The sequence below is a fragment of the Flavicella sp. IMCC45537 genome (genome assembly GCF_057197705.1).
Map to the genome: position 1 here is coordinate 3,728,761 of NZ_CM170067.1, position 22,289 is coordinate 3,751,049.

Genomic DNA, 22,289 nt, shown 5'->3' on the forward strand with positions numbered 1-22,289 from the left:
TGAGAAACTTCCTTTAAAATTCAGTAGTTTCCTCTATTTCTTTTTTTTCTGGTACGATGGTATCAGTTGCTTTATTTTTAAATTTTTCAGCCGTTCTTAACTGTTCTAAAATACGATTGGCTTCTGTTGTCAATTCTTCAAATTGACTGTAGTTTTTTATTACATTTTCTAAAATGTATGTGGCTTGGAAGGCATCATTTAAACCAATGTTGTTTTCTGCCATAACAATCAAACCTTTTACACCCCAATATTTATGGTTGGCATATTTTGAAGCCAGGTCTTGTACCGTTTTATTAGATTCTTTGTATTTACCTGCTCTATTTTTGAAAAAAGCTTCGTAATATAAAGCCTCTGCTTTTAAAGCCCCTTTTGCATCTTTTGAAACTTCTGAATAGGCTTTTTCTGCTTTTTCTAAATCGTTCGTTTTGATAGCCGAGCGAGCGATGAAAATAGTTGCATCTGCCTTAATTTGTACATCTGCTTTTTTATGTTCAAGAACTTTTTCTGCATAAATCACTGTTTCAGCATACTTTTCTTGATCATACATTGCTTTCATTAAATTACTCTGAGCAAACAATACATTTTGTGGAAAGTTAGCTTCTAGCTCCAATCTTTGTAAATAAGGTATCGCATCAGGCCAAGAATTTTTTTCTAGGTAAATCTGTACCAATCTAGCCAATGCCTGCTCGGTGTATTCGTTTGAGTTTTGATTAACAACATGTTCGTATTTTGGAATTGCTTTTTCAGTGTTTTCTAAACTGAAATAAGCTTGTGCGCTATAAAAGTTTGCTTTTAAGGCGTGAATCCCATTTGGAAAGTTGATCAAATATTTTTTAAAGCTATGGGTTGCAGGTAATAATTCGTTATTTACGTATTTTTTTTCTGCCGCTTCATACATGGCATTGTCTAAATCAATGTCACTAAATTTGGTGTAATTTATTTCTCTAATCCAGTCTGCATATTCGTCAACCTTATCAATGTCTATATATACCTGTCTAGCATTTTGAACCGCTTGTTGTGCTTCTTTTGCATTTGGATATTCTGCTACAACATACTTGTATTTTTCAATTGATTTGTCTGTTTTATTATCATTGAAATAGATGAGACCTTGTTTTAACAATGCTTTCGGAATGTATAAACTAGTTTTATAATTTTCTATCAGCTTGTCATAGGTTGCTATGGCGTTTGCATTTTCTTTCGCACTGATAAAGGCATTACCTAGTTCATATAAAGCATCATCCTTATAAGAAGATTTAGGATGTTGTTTGTCAAAATCTTTTAGGGTTTCAATTTTGTTTTCATTTCTTCGAACAAAACCATAGCTGATGGCTTTTTGATATTGAGCATAATCATCATCAATTCCTCGAGATTCGATAACTTTATTATAAGCCTCCATGGCTTCCCAGTAACTTTTTGAGATAAAATTACAATCTCCCAGTCTAATATAGGAGTCGTTATGTTTTACTTCATCATCCATGTCTTCTTTGATATATGCAGTAAAACTAGACTTTGCTCTTTTATAATCCTTAAGTTTAAAATAAGTGTATCCGATAGAGTAGTTGATGTCTTTGTATTCGTTTGTTTTTTTTGAAGCACTTAATCGTTGAAATCTTTTATAATCTGAAAGTGCAGTTTTAAAGTCATTCAATCTATAAGAACATTCCGCTCTCCAGAATAAAGATTTGGATTGTACTTCTCTGGATAAAGCTTGTGAACTGGACGTTTTAAAGTAAGTCAATGCCTCTTGGTATTTTGCATATTGAAATAATTGCATTCCTCGGTGCATTGTAATTTCATAGAATACTTTATCTTTCGCTAATTCTCTTTTCTGATAATATATCAAGGCACCTTCAAAATCTCTACTCGAATTGTAAGTGTCAATAATAAGTTTGTTTATTTCTCTTGAATTTCGAGAAGTAGTGTAGTTTTCTACATAGTCTTGTAAAACTTCAGCACTACTTTTATATGGGTTTCCAATTTCATAACTAAGTTTTGCATAATTGTAAGCAGCATCTTCTTTTATGTCTTCGTTAAAGTCTAATTCAGAACTGTTTTTAAAAGCATTTAAAGCTTCACTCTTTTTGTTTTGCTCTAAGTAGCATGCCCCTAAATGGTAATATGCATTCTGTGCAACTTCATCTTTTCCTTTTGTAATTCGGTTGAAACGCAATATGGCATTTTCATAATCTTTTACTTTGTAGTAAGAGTAGCCTAAAAAATAATGATCTTCGTTTACCAAGCGGTTTTTGCGACCCCTGTAATTTTTTAAATGAATAATGGCTTGGTCGTATTGTCCTAAATAAAAATAACTTTCACCCACTACTTTTGAAACTTCTGAAACTTCTTTCTTAGGAACAATTTTTAACAAATCTTTTCCAATCACAACAACTTCTTCAAATTTCTTATTTTGAAACTTGATGTTCATTTTATAATATAGGATCTCTTTTAAGTATCTTTTGTTTCCCTCTAATCGATCAAAATATTTAAGTGCTGTACTGTAATCTTCTTGTAAATAAGAGATGTAGCCATAGTAGTAATTGGCTTCTGCGGTATAATATTTAGAATTAGTGAGCGGTAAAAAATATTGTTTCGCTTCTGTGTATTTTTTGTTAGAAAAATACGCGTATCCCATTTTAAAATTATAAGTATCCTCTTCTTTAGCAGTAAGGTATTTAGGAGAAACTTTTTGGAACCATTTTAAAGATTTTGCTGGTTTTCCGTGATTGTAATAATAATTACCAGCCTCTAAATAAGCTTTGTTTTTATGTCTGCTTGTTGGATATTTTTTTATGAAATCCATCAACATTGCTTCGCCTTCTTTTTTTTCTAATTTAACAGCGGTAATTGCCAAATAATAGGCACAATCCTCAGTAGCGGTGTTGTCTTTGTCTAAATTTTCTGAAGCTCTTGAAAATGAGTTATAAGCAGCTTCGTATATGCGATTGTTGTACAATTCAAGACCTTGTTCGAAGTCGTATAATGGATGCGTAAATTTATCCGATTTTTGACTGTTACTTTGCACGGATAAAAATAGTGCTAAAACAGTGATGAAAATTTTATATGGGTGCATCTAGGCAGATTTTTAGTTGCTCAAAAATAAATAATATTCCTATATAACAACGCATCGAACTATAGTTTTATTGGCTTAGGGTTCAAAGTTATACAAACCGTTATTTTTATTGGAAGTTCTTTTTGAATTCGATAAGTTTGTATCACAAAAATTCATTCATGGGAAGTTCAATATTAAAACTAGAAAACGCTGCGATTTATCAAGATAAAAATTTGGTTTTGTCTGATGTCAACTTAGATATCGAAAAGGGAGAGTTTTTATATTTGATTGGTAAAACAGGGTCAGGAAAAAGTAGTTTGATGAAAACTTTGTATGGTGATCTCCATTTGAAACAAGGAAAAGGTGAAATTGTGGGCTTTGATTTGGAAAAATTAAAAGATAGAGATATTCCTTTTTTAAGAAGAAAAATTGGAATTGTATTTCAAGACTTTAAATTATTGAATGATAGAACTGTTTTTGAAAACCTTCGTTTTGTATTGAAAGCTACGGGGTGGAAGGACAGTAAGTTGATTGCTGATAAGATAGGGGAGGTACTTGATAAGGTTGGTATGAAAACCAAAGATTATAAGATGCCATTTCAATTATCAGGTGGAGAGCAGCAAAGAATAGCAATTGCTAGAGCTTTGTTGAATGATCCTGATTTAATTTTAGCCGATGAGCCTACGGGGAATTTAGATCCCAAAACTTCTATTGAAGTAATGGAGTTGATGAGTGAAATTCACAAAAGTGGGAAGTCCATTCTTATGGCAACACATGATTATGCCTTGATTTTAAAATTTCAACAAAGAACGATCAAATGTGAAGGGGGAGAATTGTTTGAAGTAGTGCATCAAGGGGCTTAATTTTCTTGTGCATATTGCACGAGTTCTGTGTACACGGATTTCCAGTTTTTCCATTCATTTTGCTCTGTAAGAGAAGAGTTGTGCCACAGAGATATAAACGTGCCTTCAACAGCTTTTATTTTTTTGATGATCTCTTTACTTTTATCAATTGCTTGCTCAGTAGAAAGGTTCATGTAACCGTTTAAGGTTCCATCCATAATTTGAAAAGGATGGAGTGTTAAATTGGTTTGTTCATTTGTTTTTAAATTAAAAAATGGATAAGAATTACAAATACCGGCTCTAAATCCTATTTTTGAGGCAAATCCCAATGTATAATCATGTTGAATTCCTTGAGCAATTAAATTTTCATAAGTTTTAGGAAAACTAAGTTTTAAAAAATGTTGTCTACTTTTAGTGATTTTATGATTCAATATGTTTTCCAATCTTTCTTTTTCAAAGCCTAAAACTTCTTGGGCCTTATTAGAATTATAAGACGGATGTAAACCTATTATGTTTTTTTGTTGGAGTCTCTTAATTAATTTTTTTAATTCAGCAGATTTATAATGAAGGTTTTTATCATAAGGTCCGTAATTCCCTATTTGGATAAAGAATAAATTCGGTTTTTTGTGCTTTTCAGATAACTCTGTAAAAACCTTATAGGTGTCATATGGATCCTTTATGTTTTTTAGAAAATAAGAGAACTTATTCTTAATTTCTTGTGTGTTTCTTTGCAGAATGTTTTTTAATAAACTGATTGATAATAATGCTTTTGATTTTCCTCTGTAGGAATAAGCAACGTCAATATCTATGCTGTTTATATATTGATATTTTTTTGTTGGGAATTGAAAACTTGGATGATTTGTTGCAATTGAAGTTTGCAATTCTTTTGCCCAAAAATGAACAACAGGTTCTTCTAGAAAATCATTTAAAAAGGCTAAGCTATTCTCTGCTTTGAATCTTCCGTGACTGTCAAGATCAGTATTATGGTATTCTTCGTACCTACTAACCATATAAAATACGCAAGCAAATAAATCATATTGAAATAGATTTTCTGAAGATGTTTTAAAAAAGTATGGAATTCCATCTTTGTAAACAACCTTTGGAGTATAATTTTCTATTGTGGTTTCAGAGATTATTTGATGAGGTTTGATTTGGATAGTGTGTTCTAATTTTTCGGAACTATAGTTGATTTTTACAGCATCTTTTATTTGACTGAAATCTTCTTTGTTTAATATCGAATAATCGACCATGAGCACATGTTTGAAAACCACATCAAGAGCATATGTCAAGCGGTTGTTTACGATATCACTGAAAATAATAATTCGTTTCAAATTAGTGGATATATAGAAAATTAGACCTGTTTTTCTTTGATTATGTTGTTAAAAATACAATATTAAAAATTAGATTATTCTGCTTTTGCTAAACCAATTTTATAAGTTGATAAAGCACGTTCTCTCGCGAATTTATGATCAACCATAGGTAACGGATATTCTAAACTGTCAAATTCAGGTATCCATTTGCGAATATATTTCAGTTCTTTATCAAACTTTTTTATCTGCTCTGTAGGGTTGAAAACCCTAAAATAAGGTGCTGAGTCGCATCCAGTACCAGCAGACCATTGCCAGTTTCCGTTATTGGAAGATAATTCGTAGTCTAAAAGTTTTTCTGCAAAATAAGCTTCTCCCCATCTCCAATCAATTAATAAATGTTTGGTTAAAAAACCAGCTACAATCATACGCACTCTATTGTGCATGTAACCTGTTTGGTTCAGTTCTCGCATCCCTGCATCTACAAAAGGGTATCCAGTAGTTCCATTTTTCCAATGTTCAAATTCCTCTTTGTTGTTTCTCCATTCTATTTGGTTGTATTTAGATTTGAAGTTTTGATTGATAACTTTTGGAAAATGATATAAAATTTGCATAAAAAACTCTCGCCAAATGAGTTCATTTAAAAATACCTCGTTGTGTTTAAGTTTTAAAACCAATGCTCGTATACTTACTGTTCCAAACCTTAAATGTGGACTTAAATAGCTTGTTTTATTAACAAATGGAATGTTTCTTTCTATTTCATAATCATGTAAATCATCTATAGTATATGGTAAAACTTGAATAGATGATTTTTTAAAGCCAAGATCTTCAAGCGTTGGAAATTCAAAATTCTCGTTATGGTATTTGTTCCATTGATCTACATCATAATTTTCTACGTTGGTTCCGTGAAAAATGTTTCGCCATTTGTTTTTATATGGAGTATAAACGGTATAGGGAAGTCCGTCATTTTTTACGATTTCTGATTTCTCAAATATTACCTGATCTTTAAAAGAATGGAAGGAAATATTTTTATTTTGTAATAAACCAGTAATTTTTAGGTCTCTTTTAATTGCATACGGTTCGTAATCTTCATTTGTATACACAGCATCAATCTCATATTGCGATAAGAGATTTTCCCAAACTTCATTAGTCTTACCTGTCAAGCATAATAAACTTGAATTATGCTCTTGTAGTTTTTTTTGAATTTTTTCTAGAGATTCATAAATAAAACTAATTCGTGCATCATCCTCTGGTAATTCATTGATGATATCTTCATCAAAAATAAATATCGGAATTACGGGATGATTGGATTGTAAAGCTCTATGAAGTCCATGATTATCATGTAGTCTTAGGTCTCTTCGAAACCAGAAAAAAGTTGTTTTTTTCATTTTGTACTTTGGAAATTGGTAATTAATTCAATAAGAGTATTGACACTATTATTTGGGTTGAAGCGTTGCAAAAGTTTATTCCTTAAGGCAATGTCTTTTGGAGTAAAATCTTTTTTAGACAATTCAATGATTTTTTGTTTAAATGAGTTTCGGGTATTTGCAATATGAACACAGTTTTCAAGTCCGGTTCCTTTAATAATTGAATCGTTTGCAATTATATGCTTGCCATTACTTAAAATGTTCAAAAGTCTTAATTTAATTCCTGTATTTTGAAAACTTATAATTGGGTGTATTTGTGCTTCTTTTAATAATCTCTCTAGATGATTTTGAGAAATTATCTTCTCGTGTTGTATATTTTTATATGGTTTGATTAATTTGAGAGTTTTTCTGTTCAATTTATCACTTGCTATTATCAGTTTGTACTCTGTTTCCTTATAGATATTGATGATGTATTCTAGTGATTTTTGATTGTCTGGGACAGAAAGATCTCCATGCCAAAGAGAAAAGAATATTGAAGGAGTTCCGTTGTTATTTTCTTTGAAGTTATAAAAGACTGGAACGTAAACTGATTTGTCACCAAAACGATCCGTAAAGTATTTGTGTTCTAAAGGAGAAATAGTTAGAATATGGTCAACCTTTTGTAACGTTTTTTCATAGTATTTTAATTTAATGGCTTCAGTTTTGAAAAATAATTTTTTAGAATAATCAGATTCACTTTTATGTAATCCATTGTAATAGGCATGTTCAATATTATGTGTTCTTACAAGGGTTTGCCTTTTGTGTAATTTTATTGATGATAAGATGCCAGTAGTGTGTAATCCTTCAAATAGTATAGGGTATACATCTTTATTTAAATTGCTTATGAGCTCTTTAGAATTCCTAGTTTTGACGATATATGGATTCCTAGAAAAAAGATGATGGAAACTTGTTTCTCTTTTGTAATAATAAACTTCACTACAAAGGTATTCTAATGCTTTACTTCTTGCGCGACCATACTCATAACAATGTAAAATTACCTTTACACCTTTTTCATTAAGTTGTTTTATCTTATAATATACATCTATGACTCCTCCATAATTAGGAGGGTAAGGTATGTCGAAGGATATTAAATGAAGCGTAATTTGTTTGTTTTTCAAAAGTAGAATTCTAGGGATACAATTTAATAATTTTAAATGGTATAAAATATGTCTATTTCAGAGAGTTGTAAAAATAAATTAATTTTTCACTCTCCATTTCCCAATTAAAATTTTGTTTTGATTTTTTTAAATTTTGTTTGAATAAATTATATTTAGTTTTATTCTTAGAAAGTTCCTCAATTTGCTTTGCTAGTTCTATTGGTTTTCTACTTTGTACAATTTCCCCAATTTTATTCTCTAAAATCACTTTTTTCATTTCAGGTAAATCTGAAATTAAACAAGGAACCTCCGCATGGATGTAGTCAAAAATTTTATTTGGTAAAGCATATCGATAATTTAAGCCCAAATCTTCTTCTAAGCTAAGTCCAATTGTGGCCAAGGGTGTGAGTGTCTTTAATTTTTCAGGAAGAAGACTTCCAAGAAAATGAACCTTTTCTTTGATAGCTTTATTTTTTTTGGCTAGTGTTTTCAATTCGTCAAAGAGATAACCCGTCCCAATAATAATTAGCAAATGGCCTTCCAAATGAATCATTGTATTTATCATTAATTCAATCCCTCTACCTTTGTTGATGGCTCCTTGATATAACAAAACTTTTTTTTTGCCTATATCGAAAGGGAATTCTCCTCTAGGTAAGTTCGAAAATTTTGGAACATTTCTAATGACAAGAAAATTGGTTGAATATTTTTCATTATAGTAATATGCGATACTATCACAAACGGTTATACAATTTTTTAGTTTTGGAACTATTCTTTTTTCGATAGCTATCCATATATTTTGAATTCTAGGTCTATCTACCAGTTCTGGCACTTCAGTATATAGTTCATGGCTATCATATACCAATTTTTTTCTCATTAATTTCGAAATAAGAAAGTTTGGTAAAAGTGTATCTAAATCATTGGAGAGGAGTATGTCTTTTTTAAGGAATAAAATTTTGAAAAATATGCGCAGATTGAATTCAGCGAAGAAAAGAAATCCTTTGCTAAAAAATAAACGCATTCTTTTAGTTTCATATTGCCTGTTTAATGGAGAAGGTTTGTACAATGTGTATCCAATTACAGTTATTTTATAACCTGATTTTGATAGAGTTGTACAGATTTTGTGAACTCGTTGATCTGTTTCTAGATCATTTAAGACAGAGACAATTATGCGTTTCAAAAGGATTAGATTATTAAGTTTTATTGAAGTTCTAAAATACGTGATTTTATTTTTATAGAGTGGAAAAATTAAACTCAATTTGTATTTGGAATAATAAATTTTTTCATTCCCAAAATGATTACATCATAAATGATAAAGTATATCAAATATCATTATAATGTTTGCTCATAAGATGTTGTAAAATGAAATCACAAAGGAAATGGAATTTGATAACCAAATACATTAAATTTCCTGTGAAATTTCAGAATACAAACACCAATTTGTTAAAAGTATAAAAGATTAATATGGGTGTTAAATCATTATTAAAGCTTTTGACTAAAACAAAAACCCTTACAAACACATGGCTTATAAGGGTGTAAAGTGGAGACGCCGGGAATCGAACCCGGGTCCAAACAAGCAACCGCAAGGCTTTCTACATGCTTAGTTTTTAATTAATTTTCGATCCAATGCCGCTTAAAAACAAGCTACAAGAGACTTATCTTCTTGAGTTTCGAAAAAATATCGAAGCCTATTTTTTCTATGTATACTTTTACGACACCTCAAAATGGAACGCCGTATACCAAGGCTTTCCGGAGATGCACAGCCTGCTCACCTTGTGAGCCGAGGCCCATCCTACTATAATTCAGATTAGGCAGCCATGGCGAAAGATTCTTCACCGTATAAAATTTTGAAACCAGGTTTTACGAGATTTGTTTCCTTTCTCGACATGCTTACTTATTGATTGATCTCGCTGTCAAAACCAGTCGTCCCCATGATCCTAAATATATTTTAGAATCTATTCAATGAACTGTCTGCAAAATTAGACAAAATAATAAGATATTCAGTGCTTGTTTTGCTAGAAATTTAAAAAGAAATAATATTTTTGAACCACTTAAAATAGTAGGATGCAAGACCAGCAGGAATATTTGAAAAAATTAGCTCATACGAGAATGCCTTTCGGGAAATTCAAAGGAACTTATCTTATTGATTTACCGGAACATTACATTGTTTGGTACCATTCAAAAGGCTTTCCAAAAGGCCAAATTGGGGATATGCTACGGTTAGTTTACGAGCTAAAGTTGAATGGCTTGGAGCATTTAATCCATAAAATTAGAAAGGATTCTACTATTTAATTTAAACGAAATTGTAATATCATTTCCGTCTCTATTAAAATAGAGAGCGTGCCTTTTTTATTTTCCTTTACCGGTATTTTTAATATAGCTGTGTTTCCTTTGAATTCTGGAATTATTGAAGTTAAATAATAGTCCTTTTCAAAAGCATAGCCCATTTCAGCACCAGCAGGTAAATTATCTATTTTTACATAGATAAATTCTTTGTTTTTAGCATTAATAATTCCAGACTTCGGTGATTCTAATGATAATTGATTGTCAAAAAATAATGAAGAATAAATAGGTTGATTTGTGAATTCTTGCTTTGTTAAAGGAGGTTTTACCAGTTGCCATTTTTTTTCTTCAGGATAGTGTGTGGTGAGTAAGTCATTAGGGGTGGTGAAAAAATAATGATCATCAAAATCTTTGATCCAGTGATCGGAGTCTCTGCTATATCCTGCTCCCCAAGTAGTGTCAATTAATTTCCATTGATTGTTGATATAAACGGCATTCCAAGCATGTTTTCCACTTAAAGGAAGCTCTCCTATTTTTGAAAATGGATTCCGACTGTAACCACTAATAATTTCGCATGGTATTTTTAGGATGTCGCAAGTTTCTTTAAAAACCATAGAATATCCCTCGCAAACAGCTGTTTTTTCTCTCAGTGTTTTTTCGATGATTTCTAAATCACGTTCCCTAATTTTTTGATCTAATTCTTCCTTAGAACTGTAACGAAAGCTATAATTTATTGTACCATATTTCAATTCGCTAAGGTTGTAATCAATATGATGTGTTAACCATATATACAGTGCTCTTACTTGTTCGTAATCTTTTTTGAAATCTAGTGAAATTGTTTTAGCCAATACATTTACATCTGAAATATTGCTACTGTATTTCTGAGCAATAGCATCAACTTCATCAAGATTTTGAGTATTTGCTGTTAAGCTAATAAATAATCCTAAAAAAAGAAAAGACCGTTTTACATTTCTGAAAAACAGTCTTTGTATATTTTTAAATAAGAACATTAACTAAGGGTGTTGATCGTTTTTCTGATAGCAACTAAATTACTAAGTAATCCTTCTAAATGTTGTAAATCCAACATGTTTGCTCCGTCAGATTTAGCATTTGCAGGATCGAAATGTGTTTCAATAAATAATCCATCCACTCCTGTTGCAATCCCCGCGCGAGCTATCGTTTCTATCATATCTGGTCTTCCTCCAGTTACGCCACTGGTTTGATTAGGTTGTTGTAGAGAATGAGTGACATCTAAAACAGTAGGAGCAAAGGCTTTCATTTCTGGAATACCTCTAAAATCTACAATCATATCTTGATAACCAAACATGGTTCCTCTATCGGTAACCCAAGCTTTTTCATTTCCACTATCTATAACTTTTTGCACCGCATGTTTCATAGCTCCAGGACTCATAAATTGCCCTTTCTTAAGATTTACTACTTTACCTGTTTTAGCTGCTGCCGCAACTAAATCGGTCTGTCTAACTAAAAATGCTGGAATTTGCAATACATCTACATATTCTGCTGCAATTGCCGCATCTTCGTTTGTATGAATATCTGTGACTGTTGGAACATCAAAAGTTTCTGAAACTTTACGTAATATCTTTAAGGCTTTTTCATCTCCAATTCCTGTAAAACTATCAATTCTAGAACGGTTAGCTTTTTTAAAACTTCCTTTAAATACATAAGGGATTTCTAATTTATCAGTAATTGAAACTACTTTTTCAGCAATTCTTAAAGCCATATCTTCACCTTCAATGGCACAAGGACCCGCTAAAAGAAAAAAGTTACCACTATTTGTATGTTTTATTTTAGGAATAAGATTTAAATCCATTTGTTTTATTTTTTTGACAAAGATAGGTTTTCAATTAGCAACTCGCAATTAACAAAATGGAATAGAAAACATTTTCAATCATATGAATTCTCTAAAATGTTTCGTTTTTTCTAAAGACAAAATATTATTTTTTAATTTACCTGCTACCAAAACCCTATTTTGCCAAATCATAACTTCTGTCCCAGTCTTTCCAAACAACTTCATAACCTTGACTTTGAATCATTTCTTTGATCTCATTGGTAGATCGTTCATCTGAAATTTCAAACTGCTCAAGCGATTGAGGTTCCACGGCATATCCGCCAGGATTCGTTTTAGATTCAGCACTGATTGAAGTAATTCCTAGTTTAATAATGTTATTTCTAAAGACTTCATTTTCTCTAGTTGACATTGAAAGCTCAACATCTTCATCTAACAAACGATAGGCACAAATCAACTGTACCAAGTCAGAATCGGTCATTTCTACTTTGGGTTGTACATCTCCTTGATGCGGACGAAGTCTAGGAAAAGAAATAGAATATTTAGTTTTCCAATATGTTTTTTGAAGATATTTTAAGTGCAATGCAGTGTAAAAACTGTCTACACGCCAATCCTCTAAACCGAATAAGGCACCAATTCCAATTTTATGAATTCCAGCCTTTCCAAGTCTGTCTGGTGTGTCTAAACGATAATCAAAGTTCGATTTTTTTCCTTTCGGGTGATGTGTTTTATAAGTTGCCTTATGATAGGTTTCTTGATAAACAAGCACAGAGTATAATCCAGCATCAATCAATTGCTCATATTCATGCTGATCCAAAGGTTGAACCTCGATGGTTATATTAGAAAATTCAGAGCGAATTAGGTCAATGGCATGTTTTAAGTAAGAAACTCCCACAGTTTTGTTTGCTTCTCCGGTTACCAACAAAATATGATCGTAACCTAGCTTTTTAATGTGCGCTACCTCTTGCAGAATTTCGGCATCTGAGAGTGTTTTTCTTCTGATTTTATTGGTCATGCTAAAACCACAATACGTACAGATGTTTTGACATTCATTGGATAAATACATAGGAATGTACATTTGAATGGTATTTCCAAAACGTTTTTTAGTAAGGGCATGACTTCTTTGTGCCATTTCTTCTAAAAACGGTTTCGCCGAAGGAGAAATCAATACTTTAAAATCGTCTAATTCTATTTTTGGTTTCCTTAAAACAGTTTCAACATCTTTACTCGTAAAGCGGTAAATTTCTTTCTCTAGGCTGTCCCAGTCGTGTAAATCAAAAGTTTCTTTGAATGACATATTGTTGTCTGGTTTTTTAAATATTTAAAAAAGATGTAAGTGGACTGCTTGCTTCAGCGTGTTTTTTGATGCTTGCCAATTTTGCATTGTATGCCATTCTACCTGCTTGAACAGCCATTTTAAAAGCTTTTGCCATTTCGGTAGGGTTTTCAGAAACTGCAATTGCGGTATTTACAAGTACTGCATCAGCTCCTAATTCCATTGCATATGCTGCATGAGAAGGACTTCCAATTCCGGCATCTACGATAACAGGAACATTGCTTTGCTCAATAATAATATCTAAAAAATCAACTGTTTTAATTCCTTTATTTGTTCCGATAGGTGCTCCCAATGGCATCACACACTGCGTTCCAACTTCCTCTAATCTTTTACATAAAACAGGATCGGCATGGATATACGGCATGACAACAAATCCGAGTTTTACAAGTTCTTCAGCTGCTTTTAATGTTTCAATCGGGTCTGGTAGTAAATACTTTGGGTCTGGATGGATTTCTAATTTGATCCAATTTGTTTCTAACGCTTCTCTAGCCAATTGAGCAGCGAAAACAGCCTCTTTAGCATCTCTCACTCCTGATGTGTTAGGTAGTAAATTGACATGTGGTTTTTGAATACTTTGCAGCATTTTATCTTGTTCATTGTCCACATCAACACGTTTTAATGCAACCGTTACCAGTTCACTTTCAGAGGCCAATATTGCATCAGCCATCAAATCATTTGAACTGAATTTACCTGTTCCCGTAAATAAACGAGAGTTGAATTCTTTGTCTACTATTTTTAAAGTATCCATAATTTTATTTTTTGAACCCTGAGCTTGTCGAAGGGTTTTGTTTTATTGATGTTTTCAAAAGGAAGAACTTAATTGTTCTCTAGTTCGATCGTTCTTTTGATAATTTTCTTTAGTACTTCTGTATTAATATCAGCTAGTTTGTTAATATAAAGGCATCCTACACCAGTTTTATGCTTTCCTAATTGATCTAATAAATCTTGACTTTGTTTGATGTCGCATCCCATGAGATATAAAGATATGTTGGCTTTTCTTGGTGAAAACCCACAAGTAAACCAGTTATCTTCACATCCAGATTTTGTTTTGTATCTGAACTGTCCAAACCCAACAATACTGTCACCCCACATCACTGGTTTTTTACCAGTAAGTGTTTCCATCATAGCTGCTATTTCAAAGCTATCTTTTCTTTTTTGCTCTTTTTCTACCTTGTTTAAAAATTCTTCAACGCTAGCAGAGGTGGGTTGTGTTTTGTTGGCCATTGTTCTATCGTTTATTTGAAGTTATTGATGTCAAAACGTTGTTCTAATTTTTCATCACCTTTTAAAATTTGATAAAAAGTATTGATTTTATTGAAATCTTTTGTGACTTCACCAGAAACAGCGATTCCATGAACTCCTGTTGTCATAATTTCTGAAACATCTTCAAGAGTAATTCCTCCAATCGCTACGATTGGAGTGTCTGTTTTAAGTTCCTCTAAAATTGTGAGGTATCCATTCGTTCCTAATATCGGACTTAAATGGTCTTTAGTTTTTGTAAAACGAAATGGGCCTAACCCAATATAGTCTACTTTTTTCTCTAGTAGGTTTTTACAATCCTCTAAGGTGTTTGCTGTTCCTCCAATAATTTGCCAAGAATACAAGTGTTTTCTAGCTTCTTTCGGACAGGTGTCTGATTTACCTAAATGAACACCATCAGCTTTTACTTCTTTCGCAATTTTATAATGATCATTGATAATCAATCTAGTTTGGAAGTGACCCGTGATTTCTCTGGCTTGTTGTGCAGCTTTTAAAATCTTTTTTTCGGAATAGTTTTTCAAACGTAATTGTACCAATTCAGCACCAGCCTGACATGCTTGTTGTATGTTTTCAAGATGTTCATTAACTGAAGCTCCTTGTGATATGTAGTGTAGTTTACTTATGCTCATTTTATATGACAATTCAGTAGTTAAGAATTTATGGAGTTAAGAATACTTTTACAATATCCATTTAATAGTTTACTTACCTCCTCAATTTGTTTAGTTTGTTTATCGCAGTTGTCCAAATAATTTAAATCATTTGAAAGTATTAGGAAATATCTACACTCTTCAAGTGAAGCCTGTGAAATGTTATAGAATCTTAGTTTTTCTTTATTTGAAGTTCTTTTGTATCCCTCTGAAATATTAGCAGTGATAGAAACTGAAGCTCTTCTAAACTGACTTGTCAATCCGTATATTTCTTCTTTAGGAAAGTTTTTTGTAATCGAATAAACCTCTAGAACAAATTCATGTCCCTTTTGCCAAACGATTAAATCTTGAAATGTATTTGTTTTTTTCATGCCTAAAACTATTTAAATTCTGGATTCTTAACTTCTACATTCCAAATTCTGTCATGTGTTCCTAGTAAACTAGAATTGCTATTCAAAAATTCTTCCGTGTAATATTTTGCATTTTTTGCGGCATCTTCTAAAGGAATACCTAGAGTTAAATTACTAGCTAGTGAAGAAGATAAAACACATCCGCTACCATGTTTTTCCTTTGTTCTTTTTGCATTCGGAGGGATATTCATCATAACAATATTGCTATGGTATAATTCATCCCACCCTTTTTTGTCAGTGCGATGTCCACCTTTTAAGTAAATATTGGTCAGACTACTTATATATTCAATTGTATCCTCTATATCGAATTTTGGATATAAACTTTGAATTTCATCAAAATTTGGAGTGATAATGTAACATTGTTTCCAGATGGAGTCTAACAGTTCTTGACTTTCTTTTGAATGAAAATCAAAACCAGCGCTCGCTTTGAAAATAGGATCTAGAACAATTTTTATATCAGGATTTAAACTATGTAGTTTATTAGTAATTTGATGCATCGCATCCCAGGATTCTACGATGCCTATTTTTACCACCTCTATTTCAAAACGCTCAAAGAGTGTTTCTATTTGAGATAATATTACTGGGACATCTATCCAAATACAATCTGTAAAGTTGACATCATTTTGAACGGTAACAGCGGTACATACAGAAAGTCCATACAAATCAAATGCATCAAACGTTTTGATGTCTGAAGTCAAACCTGCTCCCCCAGAAGGATCATGACCTGCAATGGTTAGTATGTATTTACAATTAGCAGTCGACAATGTGCAATTATCAATTTTATCCTTTTTCATTTTCTTTTGACTTTTTGATAATTGTAAATAATATTTTTAGAATTTGTTCTAATTCATCAAAGAGTTCATTGAACTGTTCAATAGGAAGGTATTCTGTGTCTTTTAATAATCGTAACCAAAATTTTGTTTCTCTCGCTTCTTTATAGGCTATATTTAATTTATAAGTAAAGTCTTTTTTAGAGAATCCGCCTATTGCTTCTTCCGTATTTGCGCCAATCGACGTTCCAGAACGTAATATTTGTTTAGATAATACATATTCTTTTTTCTCATCCACTAGGTACTGAGAAAGCTTAACGGTTTTAACCGCAAACGAATAGGTTTTATCTAAAATAATATTGTTTGACATTTTTAATTGTTCTTTGTTAATTGCCAATTGTTCATTGTAATGAAGTTTTCAACAGGATCTTCGCTATTCCAAATTCCACCTAAAACACCAACACCTTTAAAACCTAATTTTTCAAAATCAGTTAAATTTTCTGTGGTAACACCTCCCATTCCAATAATAGTCTTATCAATACGGTTAACATCAAAGCCTCTTCCTTCGTATCCTTGTTTAGAAATGGAAGAAAAAACAGGACTCAATAAATGATAATCAAATTCAAAATCGCAATTCTCTAGCGTTTCAGTTTCATGAAAAGAAGAGCTAATTGTTTTACCAAACATATTGTTGAGTTTTACAAAATAATCACTTGGAGTATCCAGATAGTCTTTTCTTTTTTGCTCTTGAAAATGTATTCCTTTTAAATTGAATTCATTGATGAGTTCATGAAAATAATGAACTACAATTTTGTTGTGGTATTGAGAATCAATTTGATTCAAATAATCACAATGTTCTTGGTAGCTTTTATTTGGTTTTCTCAAATGATAGTATTCCAGTCCCTCTTGAAATAACTGTGTTAGTATTTCTAGTTCGTTTGGTATATCATTTTCGGGAGCTATTAATACAATCATATTTGATAATTGTCACTTCGAGTGAATTCAAAGATTGAAATGATTTGAATTATTATCGAGAAGTTCTCGATACAATTTTTCGTTCCTCAAAATCACTCGAACCGACATTAGTTTATAAGTTAGGGATTGAAGTGGCATCCTTTTTGTTTTTTTTCGGGATTTTGAGAGTCTCAGCCACCGGAAAAAATAAAAAGATATAGCAGAAAGCCCGACCCAAATCAACCGTATTTCGACAAGCTCAATGAACGGTTGGTTTGGGGGACTTCCAAATTATTCTATAGATAAACCTCAGAACCTTTGTCTTTAAATTCTTGAGACTTTTCTTCCATTCCTTTTTGTAAAACTTCGTTTTCATCAGAAATCTCATTTTCTGCTGCAAAGTCACGAACCTCTTGAGAGATTTTCATAGAACAGAATTTAGGTCCACACATAGAACAGAAATGCGCCACTTTTGCTCCATCTGCCGGTAATGTTTCATCGTGGTACTCCAAAGCACGCTCTGGGTCTAAACCTAAGTTGAATTGATCTTCCCAACGGAATTCAAATCGAGCCATACTTAAGGCATTATCTCTGTGCTGAGAACCTGGGTGACCTTTCGCTAAATCTGCAGCATGTGCAGCTAACTTATAGGTAACAACTCCTACACGTACATCTTCTTTGTTAGGCAATCCTAAATGTTCTTTTGGAGTTACGTAACACAACATAGCACATCCGTACCAACCAATCATAGCAGCACCAATACCAGAAGTAATATGGTCGTAACCTGGAGCAATATCAGTTGTTAAAGGTCCTAATGTGTAAAAAGGAGCTTCGTCACAAACTTCAATTTGTTTCTCCATATTTTCTTTAATCATGTGCATTGGCACGTGACCTGGTCCTTCTATAAAACACTGTACTTCGTGCTTACGAGCAATTTGAGTTAACTCTCCTAAAGTTTCTAACTCAGCAAATTGTGCCTCGTCATTGGCATCGGCAACAGAACCTGGACGTAATCCATCTCCTAATGAGAAGGCAACATCGTACGATTTTAAAATCTCACAAATTTCTTCAAAATGCGTGTATAAGAAACTCTCTTTGTGATGTGCCAAACACCATTTAGCCATAATAGAACCACCACGAGATACAATACCAGTTACACGTTTCGCAGTCATTGGTACGTAACGTAACAATACTCCGGCGTGAATAGTAAAGTAATCTACTCCTTGTTCTGCTTGTTCAATTAAAGTATCACGGAAAATTTCCCATGTTAAGTCTTCGGCAACACCGTTTACTTTTTCTAAAGCTTGGTAAATTGGCACGGTACCAATTGGCACAGGTGAGTTACGTACAATCCACTCACGAGTTTCGTGAATATTTTGTCCTGTAGATAAATCCATGATGTTATCTGCTCCCCAACGACAAGCCCATACTGCTTTTTCAACCTCTTCTTCAATAGAAGACGTAGTAGCTGAGTTACCAATGTTTGCATTTATTTTTACTAAGAAGTTTCTACCTAAAATCATAGGCTCTGCTTCTGGGTGATTGATGTTAGATGGTATTACGGCACGACCTCGAGCAACTTCTTCACGTACAAATTCAGGTGTGATTTTTGCAGGAATAGAAGCTCCAAAATGCTCTCCTGGGTGTTGCTTTCTAATTTCAGTCATTTCATCGATTCGTTGATTTTCACGAATCGCGATGTATTCCATTTCTGGAGTAATAATTCCTTTTTTAGCGTAGTGCAATTGTGTAACGTTTTGTCCTTTTTTTGCACGTTTTGGTTTGTGCTTTAAATCAAAACGCATATGGTCTAAACTTTTATCGTTTAAACGCTCATTACAGTATTCAGAAGTAAAAGAATCTAGCTCTTCTACATCACCACGATCTAAAATCCACTGCTCTCTAATTCTTTCGATTCCTTCGTGTACATTTATTTCTTTGCTTGGGTCTGTGTACGGTCCAGAGGTATCGTATACAGTAACTGGCTCGTTTGGAGTCAATTTACCTGTCATAGAATCTTTAGTATCACTCAAAGATATTTCGCGCATTGCTACTTTAATCTGTGGGTGAATTTTTCCTTCTACATAAATCTTTTTTGAATTAGGAAAAGGTTTTCTTGTGATTTTCCCCTCCTGAGGTGCAGTGTCTTTGTTTTTCATTTTCTTTGGTATCTAGAAGCAAGTATCTAGTAGCTAGATGTTGCAGTTTTTAATTTATTAGTGTTTTGATTACCTGATACCTAAATATTGATACCAGATACATTATAATTTATCCTCCTTGAGTTGCTTGAATGATGAGTACATCGTCATTTTCTTTTAAGAGATGCTCGCTCCATGAGTGTTTTAAAACAACAGTTTCATTGATCGCAACCGCAATTCCATTTTGCGTATGATGCAATTCTTTTAACAACGCTTCAATAGAAGTGTTTTCAGGTATGTTTTTTTGAGTATTGTTTACGCTTATAATCATTGTAAATAATTTAATGCGAAAACTTTAGCAGGCAAAGCCTGTTTTTATTGAGGTAGTACACGATGTTATTCCGTCGCCTAGTAAATAATAAAAGAGTCAAAGACTCTACTTTTTCCTACGTAAGTACTAACTTATTCAGGTTCAAAGGGTAATTCTCAGTTCCTACACGAGGAACACCCCTAAAGTTTATCGGCTACAAATATATTCAATTTTCTTTACAGTTAGCACATCTTTTGTTGACAGGTTTTAAGGATTGTTAATATCCTATCTTTTTAGATATTGAATAATAGTTTACATTTAATGAATAAAATTACACTTATGAAAAAGAAACAAAAGTTGGCAAGTGCTTGTTATTTGATGTTGTTCTGCATCATGGTAAATTTAACTGCACAGAATAGTGGAATTGAACAAGACTTAGTTAAAAAGCATTTATACACATTGGCTTCAGATTCCATGGAAGGCCGTAAGGTTGGAACCCAGGGGATTGAAAAAGCGGCGCTCTATATTGAGGGAGAATTTAAAGCTCTGGGTTTAGAGTCTTTTAAGGGGACGAAAGGGTATCGTCAGACTTTTTCAAAAGAAGGAATGGAGTTGTCAAATATAATAGGGGTTTTAGAAGGAACTTCGAAAGAGAAAGAATGGGTAGTTGTTTCTGCACATTATGATCATTTAGGAATTCTAAAACCCGTAGCAGGTGATTCTATTGCTAACGGAGCAGATGATGATGCATCTGGTGTTGCAGCAGTTTTAACTTTAGCGAATTATTGGAAAAAAAGAGGAGACAATAAGAGAACAATTGTTTTTATCGCCTTTACAGGGGAAGAAAAGGGATTGTGGGGATCGACGTATTTTGGAACCCAAGTAAATCCAAAAAAATGCATTGCTGGAATTAATATTGAAATGATCGGAAAGGATTCTAAATTTGGTCCGAAAACAGCTTTTTTAACAGGATTTGAACGATCGAATTTTGGTAAAATTATTCAGAAGAATTTAAAAGGTACAGATTATACATTGCATCCTGATCCTTATCAGAAATACAATCTTTTTTATAGGTCCGATAATGCTTCTTTGGCAAGACTAGGTGTTCCTGCTCATACCTTTTCTACTTGTCCGATAAATACAGACCGTTACTATCATACGGTAAATGATGAGGTGGAAACTTTAGATATAGTGACAATCACCAATACTATTGAAGCGATTGCGATAGGTACAGAAAGCATCATTCAGGGAAAGGATACTCCTAGAAGAATAAAATTGACTGCTGAATAGATAGCGATAAAATATAAGTAAGAAAGACCATCCTTTGATGGTCTTTCTTGTTAGAATTAACAGGGGTTAAAATAAAATCACCTGTTTACTTAGGGTAGTTCCTTGTGCAGAAATTTTTACGATATAAGTTCCGCTATTAAGGTTTTTGTTACTAACGGTTTGTCCAAAGATATTATATACTTGAATATGACTTCCTTTAGGTGCATTTTTTACAAAGATATTTGAATTTTCCGTGGTTACATAGGTGTTAGCTTCCTCAAAAATAGTTTTATTATTTGCTGTAGCGTCTGACTCTATGATGATAGAAGTGAATGTAATTGTTTTTCCTGTGGCAATATTTCCTGTACTTGCTGTAAAACGAAATCTTAACTGAATATCGCCAGCAGCATCTTTAAAATTGGCGTCATCGCAAAATTCAATTGCTTGCGTGGATGTTAGTGCTATGTTTGTTGAAACTAAATTATTTGCACTTTGCTTTAAGATTAATCCATCTACACCTGTTGTGTTTGAGGTGTAATTGATAGTTACTTTATTTTGTCCATTTGTACTAAGATTGTTTACTCTTAATTCAAAGAAATTTGCAGTTCCGTCTGTTGTTAAAGTAATTCCTTCTCCGTTCACAGCGGAAAGCGTTCCTTTGGAAGGAGAGTATTTAGAGCTTACGACATTATCATTAATGGTAAGGTCTAAATTTTCTTGAGCGCTAACAGTTGCAGCCCCGAAAATGATTAATAAAATAATTAAAGTTTTGAGTAATTTTTTGTTCATAAGAATTGAATTTTAATTGATTATGTGACAAAGTTATCTTGAACAGAAAAAGCTATGATATCTGCCAATAAAGTGAATGTAGTTTTCAGTCAAATAAAATTATTTTTAGAATGTTAATTTTTTGTAATGATGGTTTTGATGACCAGTTCAATACGGTTTGTATGATTCACTGATGTTTTGTAGATCTGTTAAATCTTTTTTATTGAGATATGGGTTTTTTAGCCTAAAACAGTATCTTGTAATAGAAAAGGAATTCAAAAAATGGTTATGGCTTACAATGAATATTTAGCAGAGCGCATAGAGAAATATTTTAGAGAGAAAAAAGTTCAACACAGGGGCATGAAAATGATGGGTGGTTTTTGTTTTATGGTTGATGAAAAAATGTGTGTTGGTGTTGTTAAGGATGAATTGATGGCTCGTATTGGTGCAGATCGTTATGAAGAAGCTCTAGAAAAGGAAGGATGTAAAGAGATGAATTTTACAGGAAGGTCTATGAAGGGCTATGTTTTTTTAACAGAAGATGCTACAGATCTAGAATCGGATTTAGAATATTGGTTGGAATTGGCGTTGGCCTTCAATCCCTTGGCTAAAGCAAGTAAGAAAAAAAAGAAAAAGTAA

General features: G+C 32.6%; 22 protein-coding genes, 1 other RNA gene and 1 riboswitch. Of the genes, 4 read left to right on the forward strand and 19 right to left on the reverse strand.

Annotation, left to right across the window (positions count from 1 at the left end):
* Positions 1-13 precede the first annotated feature (13 nt).
* Complete coding sequence (locus tag AC2DGP_RS15165; RefSeq protein WP_484490907.1) at positions 14-3,070, reverse strand: tetratricopeptide repeat protein; 3,057 nt, start codon at positions 3,068-3,070, stop codon at positions 14-16.
* Positions 3,071-3,228: 158 nt separating this feature from the next.
* On the opposite strand from AC2DGP_RS15165, the gene AC2DGP_RS15170 reads away from it, so the two are divergent.
* Entirely contained in the window at positions 3,229-3,912 is a 684-nt protein-coding gene (locus AC2DGP_RS15170) for a cell division ATP-binding protein FtsE (RefSeq protein WP_484490908.1), read from the forward strand.
* Here the strand turns inward: AC2DGP_RS15170 and AC2DGP_RS15175 are convergent.
* From AC2DGP_RS15175 to ssrA, 5 genes are all read right to left on the reverse strand, one after another.
* The gene (locus AC2DGP_RS15175; RefSeq protein WP_484490909.1) at positions 3,909-5,222 is read right to left on the reverse strand and encodes a polysaccharide deacetylase family protein; all 1,314 of its coding nucleotides are present in this window, start codon (positions 5,220-5,222) and stop codon (positions 3,909-3,911) included. The genes AC2DGP_RS15170 and AC2DGP_RS15175 overlap by 4 nt on opposite strands.
* Before the next feature lie 74 nt (positions 5,223-5,296).
* On the reverse strand, positions 5,297-6,586 hold the full coding sequence (locus tag AC2DGP_RS15180) for a cryptochrome/photolyase family protein (RefSeq protein ID WP_484490910.1): 1,290 nt from the start codon (positions 6,584-6,586) through the stop codon (positions 5,297-5,299).
* The gene (locus AC2DGP_RS15185) at positions 6,583-7,722 is read right to left on the reverse strand and encodes a glycosyltransferase family protein (protein ID WP_484490911.1); all 1,140 of its coding nucleotides are present in this window, start codon (positions 7,720-7,722) and stop codon (positions 6,583-6,585) included. The genes AC2DGP_RS15180 and AC2DGP_RS15185 overlap by 4 nt, the downstream gene beginning before the upstream one ends.
* Positions 7,723-7,774: 52 nt before the next feature.
* Entirely contained in the window at positions 7,775-8,956 is a 1,182-nt protein-coding gene (locus AC2DGP_RS15190; RefSeq protein WP_484490912.1) for a glycosyltransferase, read from the reverse strand.
* 280 nt (positions 8,957-9,236) lie between these two features.
* Positions 9,237-9,629, reverse strand: a transfer-messenger RNA (tmRNA) gene (ssrA, locus tag AC2DGP_RS15195).
* Between the two features lie 133 nt (positions 9,630-9,762).
* Between ssrA and AC2DGP_RS15200 the strand changes: the two genes are divergently transcribed.
* A complete protein-coding gene (locus tag AC2DGP_RS15200) occupies positions 9,763-9,990 on the forward strand; it encodes a DUF3820 family protein (protein WP_484490913.1) in 228 nt (75 codons plus the stop codon).
* Here AC2DGP_RS15200 and AC2DGP_RS15205 read toward each other — a convergent pair.
* The 12 genes from AC2DGP_RS15205 to thiS all read right to left on the reverse strand — a co-directional run bounded on the left by AC2DGP_RS15205 (position 9,987) and on the right by thiS (position 19,634).
* Complete coding sequence (locus AC2DGP_RS15205) at positions 9,987-10,991, reverse strand: transglutaminase domain-containing protein (RefSeq protein ID WP_484490914.1); 1,005 nt, start codon at positions 10,989-10,991, stop codon at positions 9,987-9,989. The genes AC2DGP_RS15200 and AC2DGP_RS15205 overlap by 4 nt on opposite strands.
* The gene (gene kdsA / locus AC2DGP_RS15210) at positions 10,991-11,812 is read right to left on the reverse strand and encodes a 3-deoxy-8-phosphooctulonate synthase (RefSeq protein WP_484490915.1); all 822 of its coding nucleotides are present in this window, start codon (positions 11,810-11,812) and stop codon (positions 10,991-10,993) included. Before kdsA ends, AC2DGP_RS15205 begins: the two co-directional genes overlap by 1 nt.
* Positions 11,813-11,966: 154 nt before the next feature.
* Positions 11,967-13,085, reverse strand: coding sequence for a 2-iminoacetate synthase ThiH (gene thiH / locus AC2DGP_RS15215; RefSeq protein ID WP_484490916.1), 1,119 nt, complete (start codon positions 13,083-13,085; stop codon positions 11,967-11,969).
* A gap of 16 nt (positions 13,086-13,101) precedes the next feature.
* A complete protein-coding gene (locus AC2DGP_RS15220) occupies positions 13,102-13,872 on the reverse strand; it encodes a thiazole synthase (protein WP_484490917.1) in 771 nt (256 codons plus the stop codon).
* Positions 13,873-13,940: 68 nt separating this feature from the next.
* Positions 13,941-14,348 carry a DUF1801 domain-containing protein gene (locus AC2DGP_RS15225; protein WP_152287500.1) on the reverse strand — a complete coding sequence of 136 codons (408 nt, stop codon included), beginning with the start codon at positions 14,346-14,348 and terminating at the stop codon, positions 13,941-13,943.
* Positions 14,349-14,359: 11 nt separating this feature from the next.
* Positions 14,360-15,013, reverse strand: coding sequence for a thiamine phosphate synthase (gene thiE / locus AC2DGP_RS15230; protein WP_484490918.1), 654 nt, complete (start codon positions 15,011-15,013; stop codon positions 14,360-14,362).
* Positions 15,014-15,033: 20 nt separating this feature from the next.
* On the reverse strand, positions 15,034-15,402 hold the full coding sequence (locus tag AC2DGP_RS15235; RefSeq protein WP_484490919.1) for a four helix bundle protein: 369 nt from the start codon (positions 15,400-15,402) through the stop codon (positions 15,034-15,036).
* Between the two features lie 8 nt (positions 15,403-15,410).
* Positions 15,411-16,235 carry a hydroxymethylpyrimidine/phosphomethylpyrimidine kinase gene (locus AC2DGP_RS15240; RefSeq protein ID WP_484490920.1) on the reverse strand — a complete coding sequence of 275 codons (825 nt, stop codon included), beginning with the start codon at positions 16,233-16,235 and terminating at the stop codon, positions 15,411-15,413.
* Positions 16,222-16,581: a four helix bundle protein gene (locus AC2DGP_RS15245; RefSeq protein WP_152287503.1), complete on the reverse strand. Its 360-nt coding sequence runs from the start codon at positions 16,579-16,581 to the stop codon at positions 16,222-16,224. The genes AC2DGP_RS15240 and AC2DGP_RS15245 overlap by 14 nt, the downstream gene beginning before the upstream one ends.
* A gap of 2 nt (positions 16,582-16,583) precedes the next feature.
* Positions 16,584-17,186, reverse strand: coding sequence for a thiamine phosphate synthase (locus AC2DGP_RS15250; RefSeq protein ID WP_484490921.1), 603 nt, complete (start codon positions 17,184-17,186; stop codon positions 16,584-16,586).
* A 275-nt stretch (positions 17,187-17,461) separates the two neighbouring features.
* Complete coding sequence (thiC, locus tag AC2DGP_RS15255) at positions 17,462-19,324, reverse strand: phosphomethylpyrimidine synthase ThiC (RefSeq protein WP_484490922.1); 1,863 nt, start codon at positions 19,322-19,324, stop codon at positions 17,462-17,464.
* A 109-nt stretch (positions 19,325-19,433) separates the two neighbouring features.
* Positions 19,434-19,634 carry a sulfur carrier protein ThiS gene (gene thiS, locus AC2DGP_RS15260; RefSeq protein ID WP_484490923.1) on the reverse strand — a complete coding sequence of 67 codons (201 nt, stop codon included), beginning with the start codon at positions 19,632-19,634 and terminating at the stop codon, positions 19,434-19,436.
* Between the two features lie 95 nt (positions 19,635-19,729).
* Positions 19,730-19,825: riboswitch (TPP riboswitch) on the reverse strand.
* A gap of 127 nt (positions 19,826-19,952) precedes the next feature.
* On the opposite strand from thiS, the gene AC2DGP_RS15265 reads away from it, so the two are divergent.
* The gene (locus AC2DGP_RS15265) at positions 19,953-20,903 is read left to right on the forward strand and encodes a M20/M25/M40 family metallo-hydrolase (protein ID WP_484490924.1); all 951 of its coding nucleotides are present in this window, start codon (positions 19,953-19,955) and stop codon (positions 20,901-20,903) included.
* A gap of 66 nt (positions 20,904-20,969) precedes the next feature.
* Here the strand turns inward: AC2DGP_RS15265 and AC2DGP_RS15270 are convergent, their stop codons facing one another.
* Positions 20,970-21,671, reverse strand: a complete 702-nt coding sequence (locus AC2DGP_RS15270; protein WP_484490925.1) for a T9SS type A sorting domain-containing protein — start codon at positions 21,669-21,671, stop codon at positions 20,970-20,972.
* A 267-nt stretch (positions 21,672-21,938) separates the two neighbouring features.
* Here AC2DGP_RS15270 and AC2DGP_RS15275 point away from each other — a divergent pair, with 267 nt between their 5' ends.
* Positions 21,939-22,289 (forward strand): TfoX/Sxy family protein, encoded by a 351-nt coding sequence (locus tag AC2DGP_RS15275; RefSeq protein WP_484490926.1) that lies wholly within the window; start codon positions 21,939-21,941, stop codon positions 22,287-22,289.

Excerpts from the sequence above, each read along its gene's own strand:
- kdsA (WP_484490915.1), bottom strand. The coding sequence starts at position 11,812 with ATGGATTTAAATCTTATTCCTAAAATAAAACATACAAATAGTGGTAAC.
- AC2DGP_RS15180 (WP_484490910.1), bottom strand. The coding sequence starts at position 6,586 with ATGAAAAAAACAACTTTTTTCTGGTTTCGAAGAGACCTAAGACTACAT.
- AC2DGP_RS15220 (WP_484490917.1), bottom strand. The coding sequence starts at position 13,872 with ATGGATACTTTAAAAATAGTAGACAAAGAATTCAACTCTCGTTTATTT.
- AC2DGP_RS15265 (WP_484490924.1), top strand. The coding sequence starts at position 19,953 with ATGAAAAAGAAACAAAAGTTGGCAAGTGCTTGTTATTTGATGTTGTTC.
- thiH (WP_484490916.1), bottom strand. The coding sequence starts at position 13,085 with ATGTCATTCAAAGAAACTTTTGATTTACACGACTGGGACAGCCTAGAG.
- AC2DGP_RS15270 (WP_484490925.1), bottom strand. The coding sequence starts at position 21,671 with ATGAACAAAAAATTACTCAAAACTTTAATTATTTTATTAATCATTTTC.
- AC2DGP_RS15165 (WP_484490907.1), bottom strand. The coding sequence starts at position 3,070 with ATGCACCCATATAAAATTTTCATCACTGTTTTAGCACTATTTTTATCC.
- AC2DGP_RS15225 (WP_152287500.1), bottom strand. The coding sequence starts at position 14,348 with ATGGCCAACAAAACACAACCCACCTCTGCTAGCGTTGAAGAATTTTTA.
- AC2DGP_RS15245 (WP_152287503.1), bottom strand. The coding sequence starts at position 16,581 with ATGTCAAACAATATTATTTTAGATAAAACCTATTCGTTTGCGGTTAAA.
- AC2DGP_RS15200 (WP_484490913.1), top strand. The coding sequence starts at position 9,763 with ATGCAAGACCAGCAGGAATATTTGAAAAAATTAGCTCATACGAGAATG.
- AC2DGP_RS15275 (WP_484490926.1), top strand. The coding sequence starts at position 21,939 with ATGGCTTACAATGAATATTTAGCAGAGCGCATAGAGAAATATTTTAGA.
- AC2DGP_RS15205 (WP_484490914.1), bottom strand. The coding sequence starts at position 10,991 with ATGTTCTTATTTAAAAATATACAAAGACTGTTTTTCAGAAATGTAAAA.
- thiE (WP_484490918.1), bottom strand. The coding sequence starts at position 15,013 with ATGAGCATAAGTAAACTACACTACATATCACAAGGAGCTTCAGTTAAT.
- AC2DGP_RS15170 (WP_484490908.1), top strand. The coding sequence starts at position 3,229 with ATGGGAAGTTCAATATTAAAACTAGAAAACGCTGCGATTTATCAAGAT.
- AC2DGP_RS15240 (WP_484490920.1), bottom strand. The coding sequence starts at position 16,235 with ATGAAAAAGGATAAAATTGATAATTGCACATTGTCGACTGCTAATTGT.
- thiS (WP_484490923.1), bottom strand. The coding sequence starts at position 19,634 with ATGATTATAAGCGTAAACAATACTCAAAAAAACATACCTGAAAACACT.
- thiC (WP_484490922.1), bottom strand. The coding sequence starts at position 19,324 with ATGAAAAACAAAGACACTGCACCTCAGGAGGGGAAAATCACAAGAAAA.
- AC2DGP_RS15250 (WP_484490921.1), bottom strand. The coding sequence starts at position 17,186 with ATGATTGTATTAATAGCTCCCGAAAATGATATACCAAACGAACTAGAA.
- AC2DGP_RS15235 (WP_484490919.1), bottom strand. The coding sequence starts at position 15,402 with ATGAAAAAAACAAATACATTTCAAGATTTAATCGTTTGGCAAAAGGGA.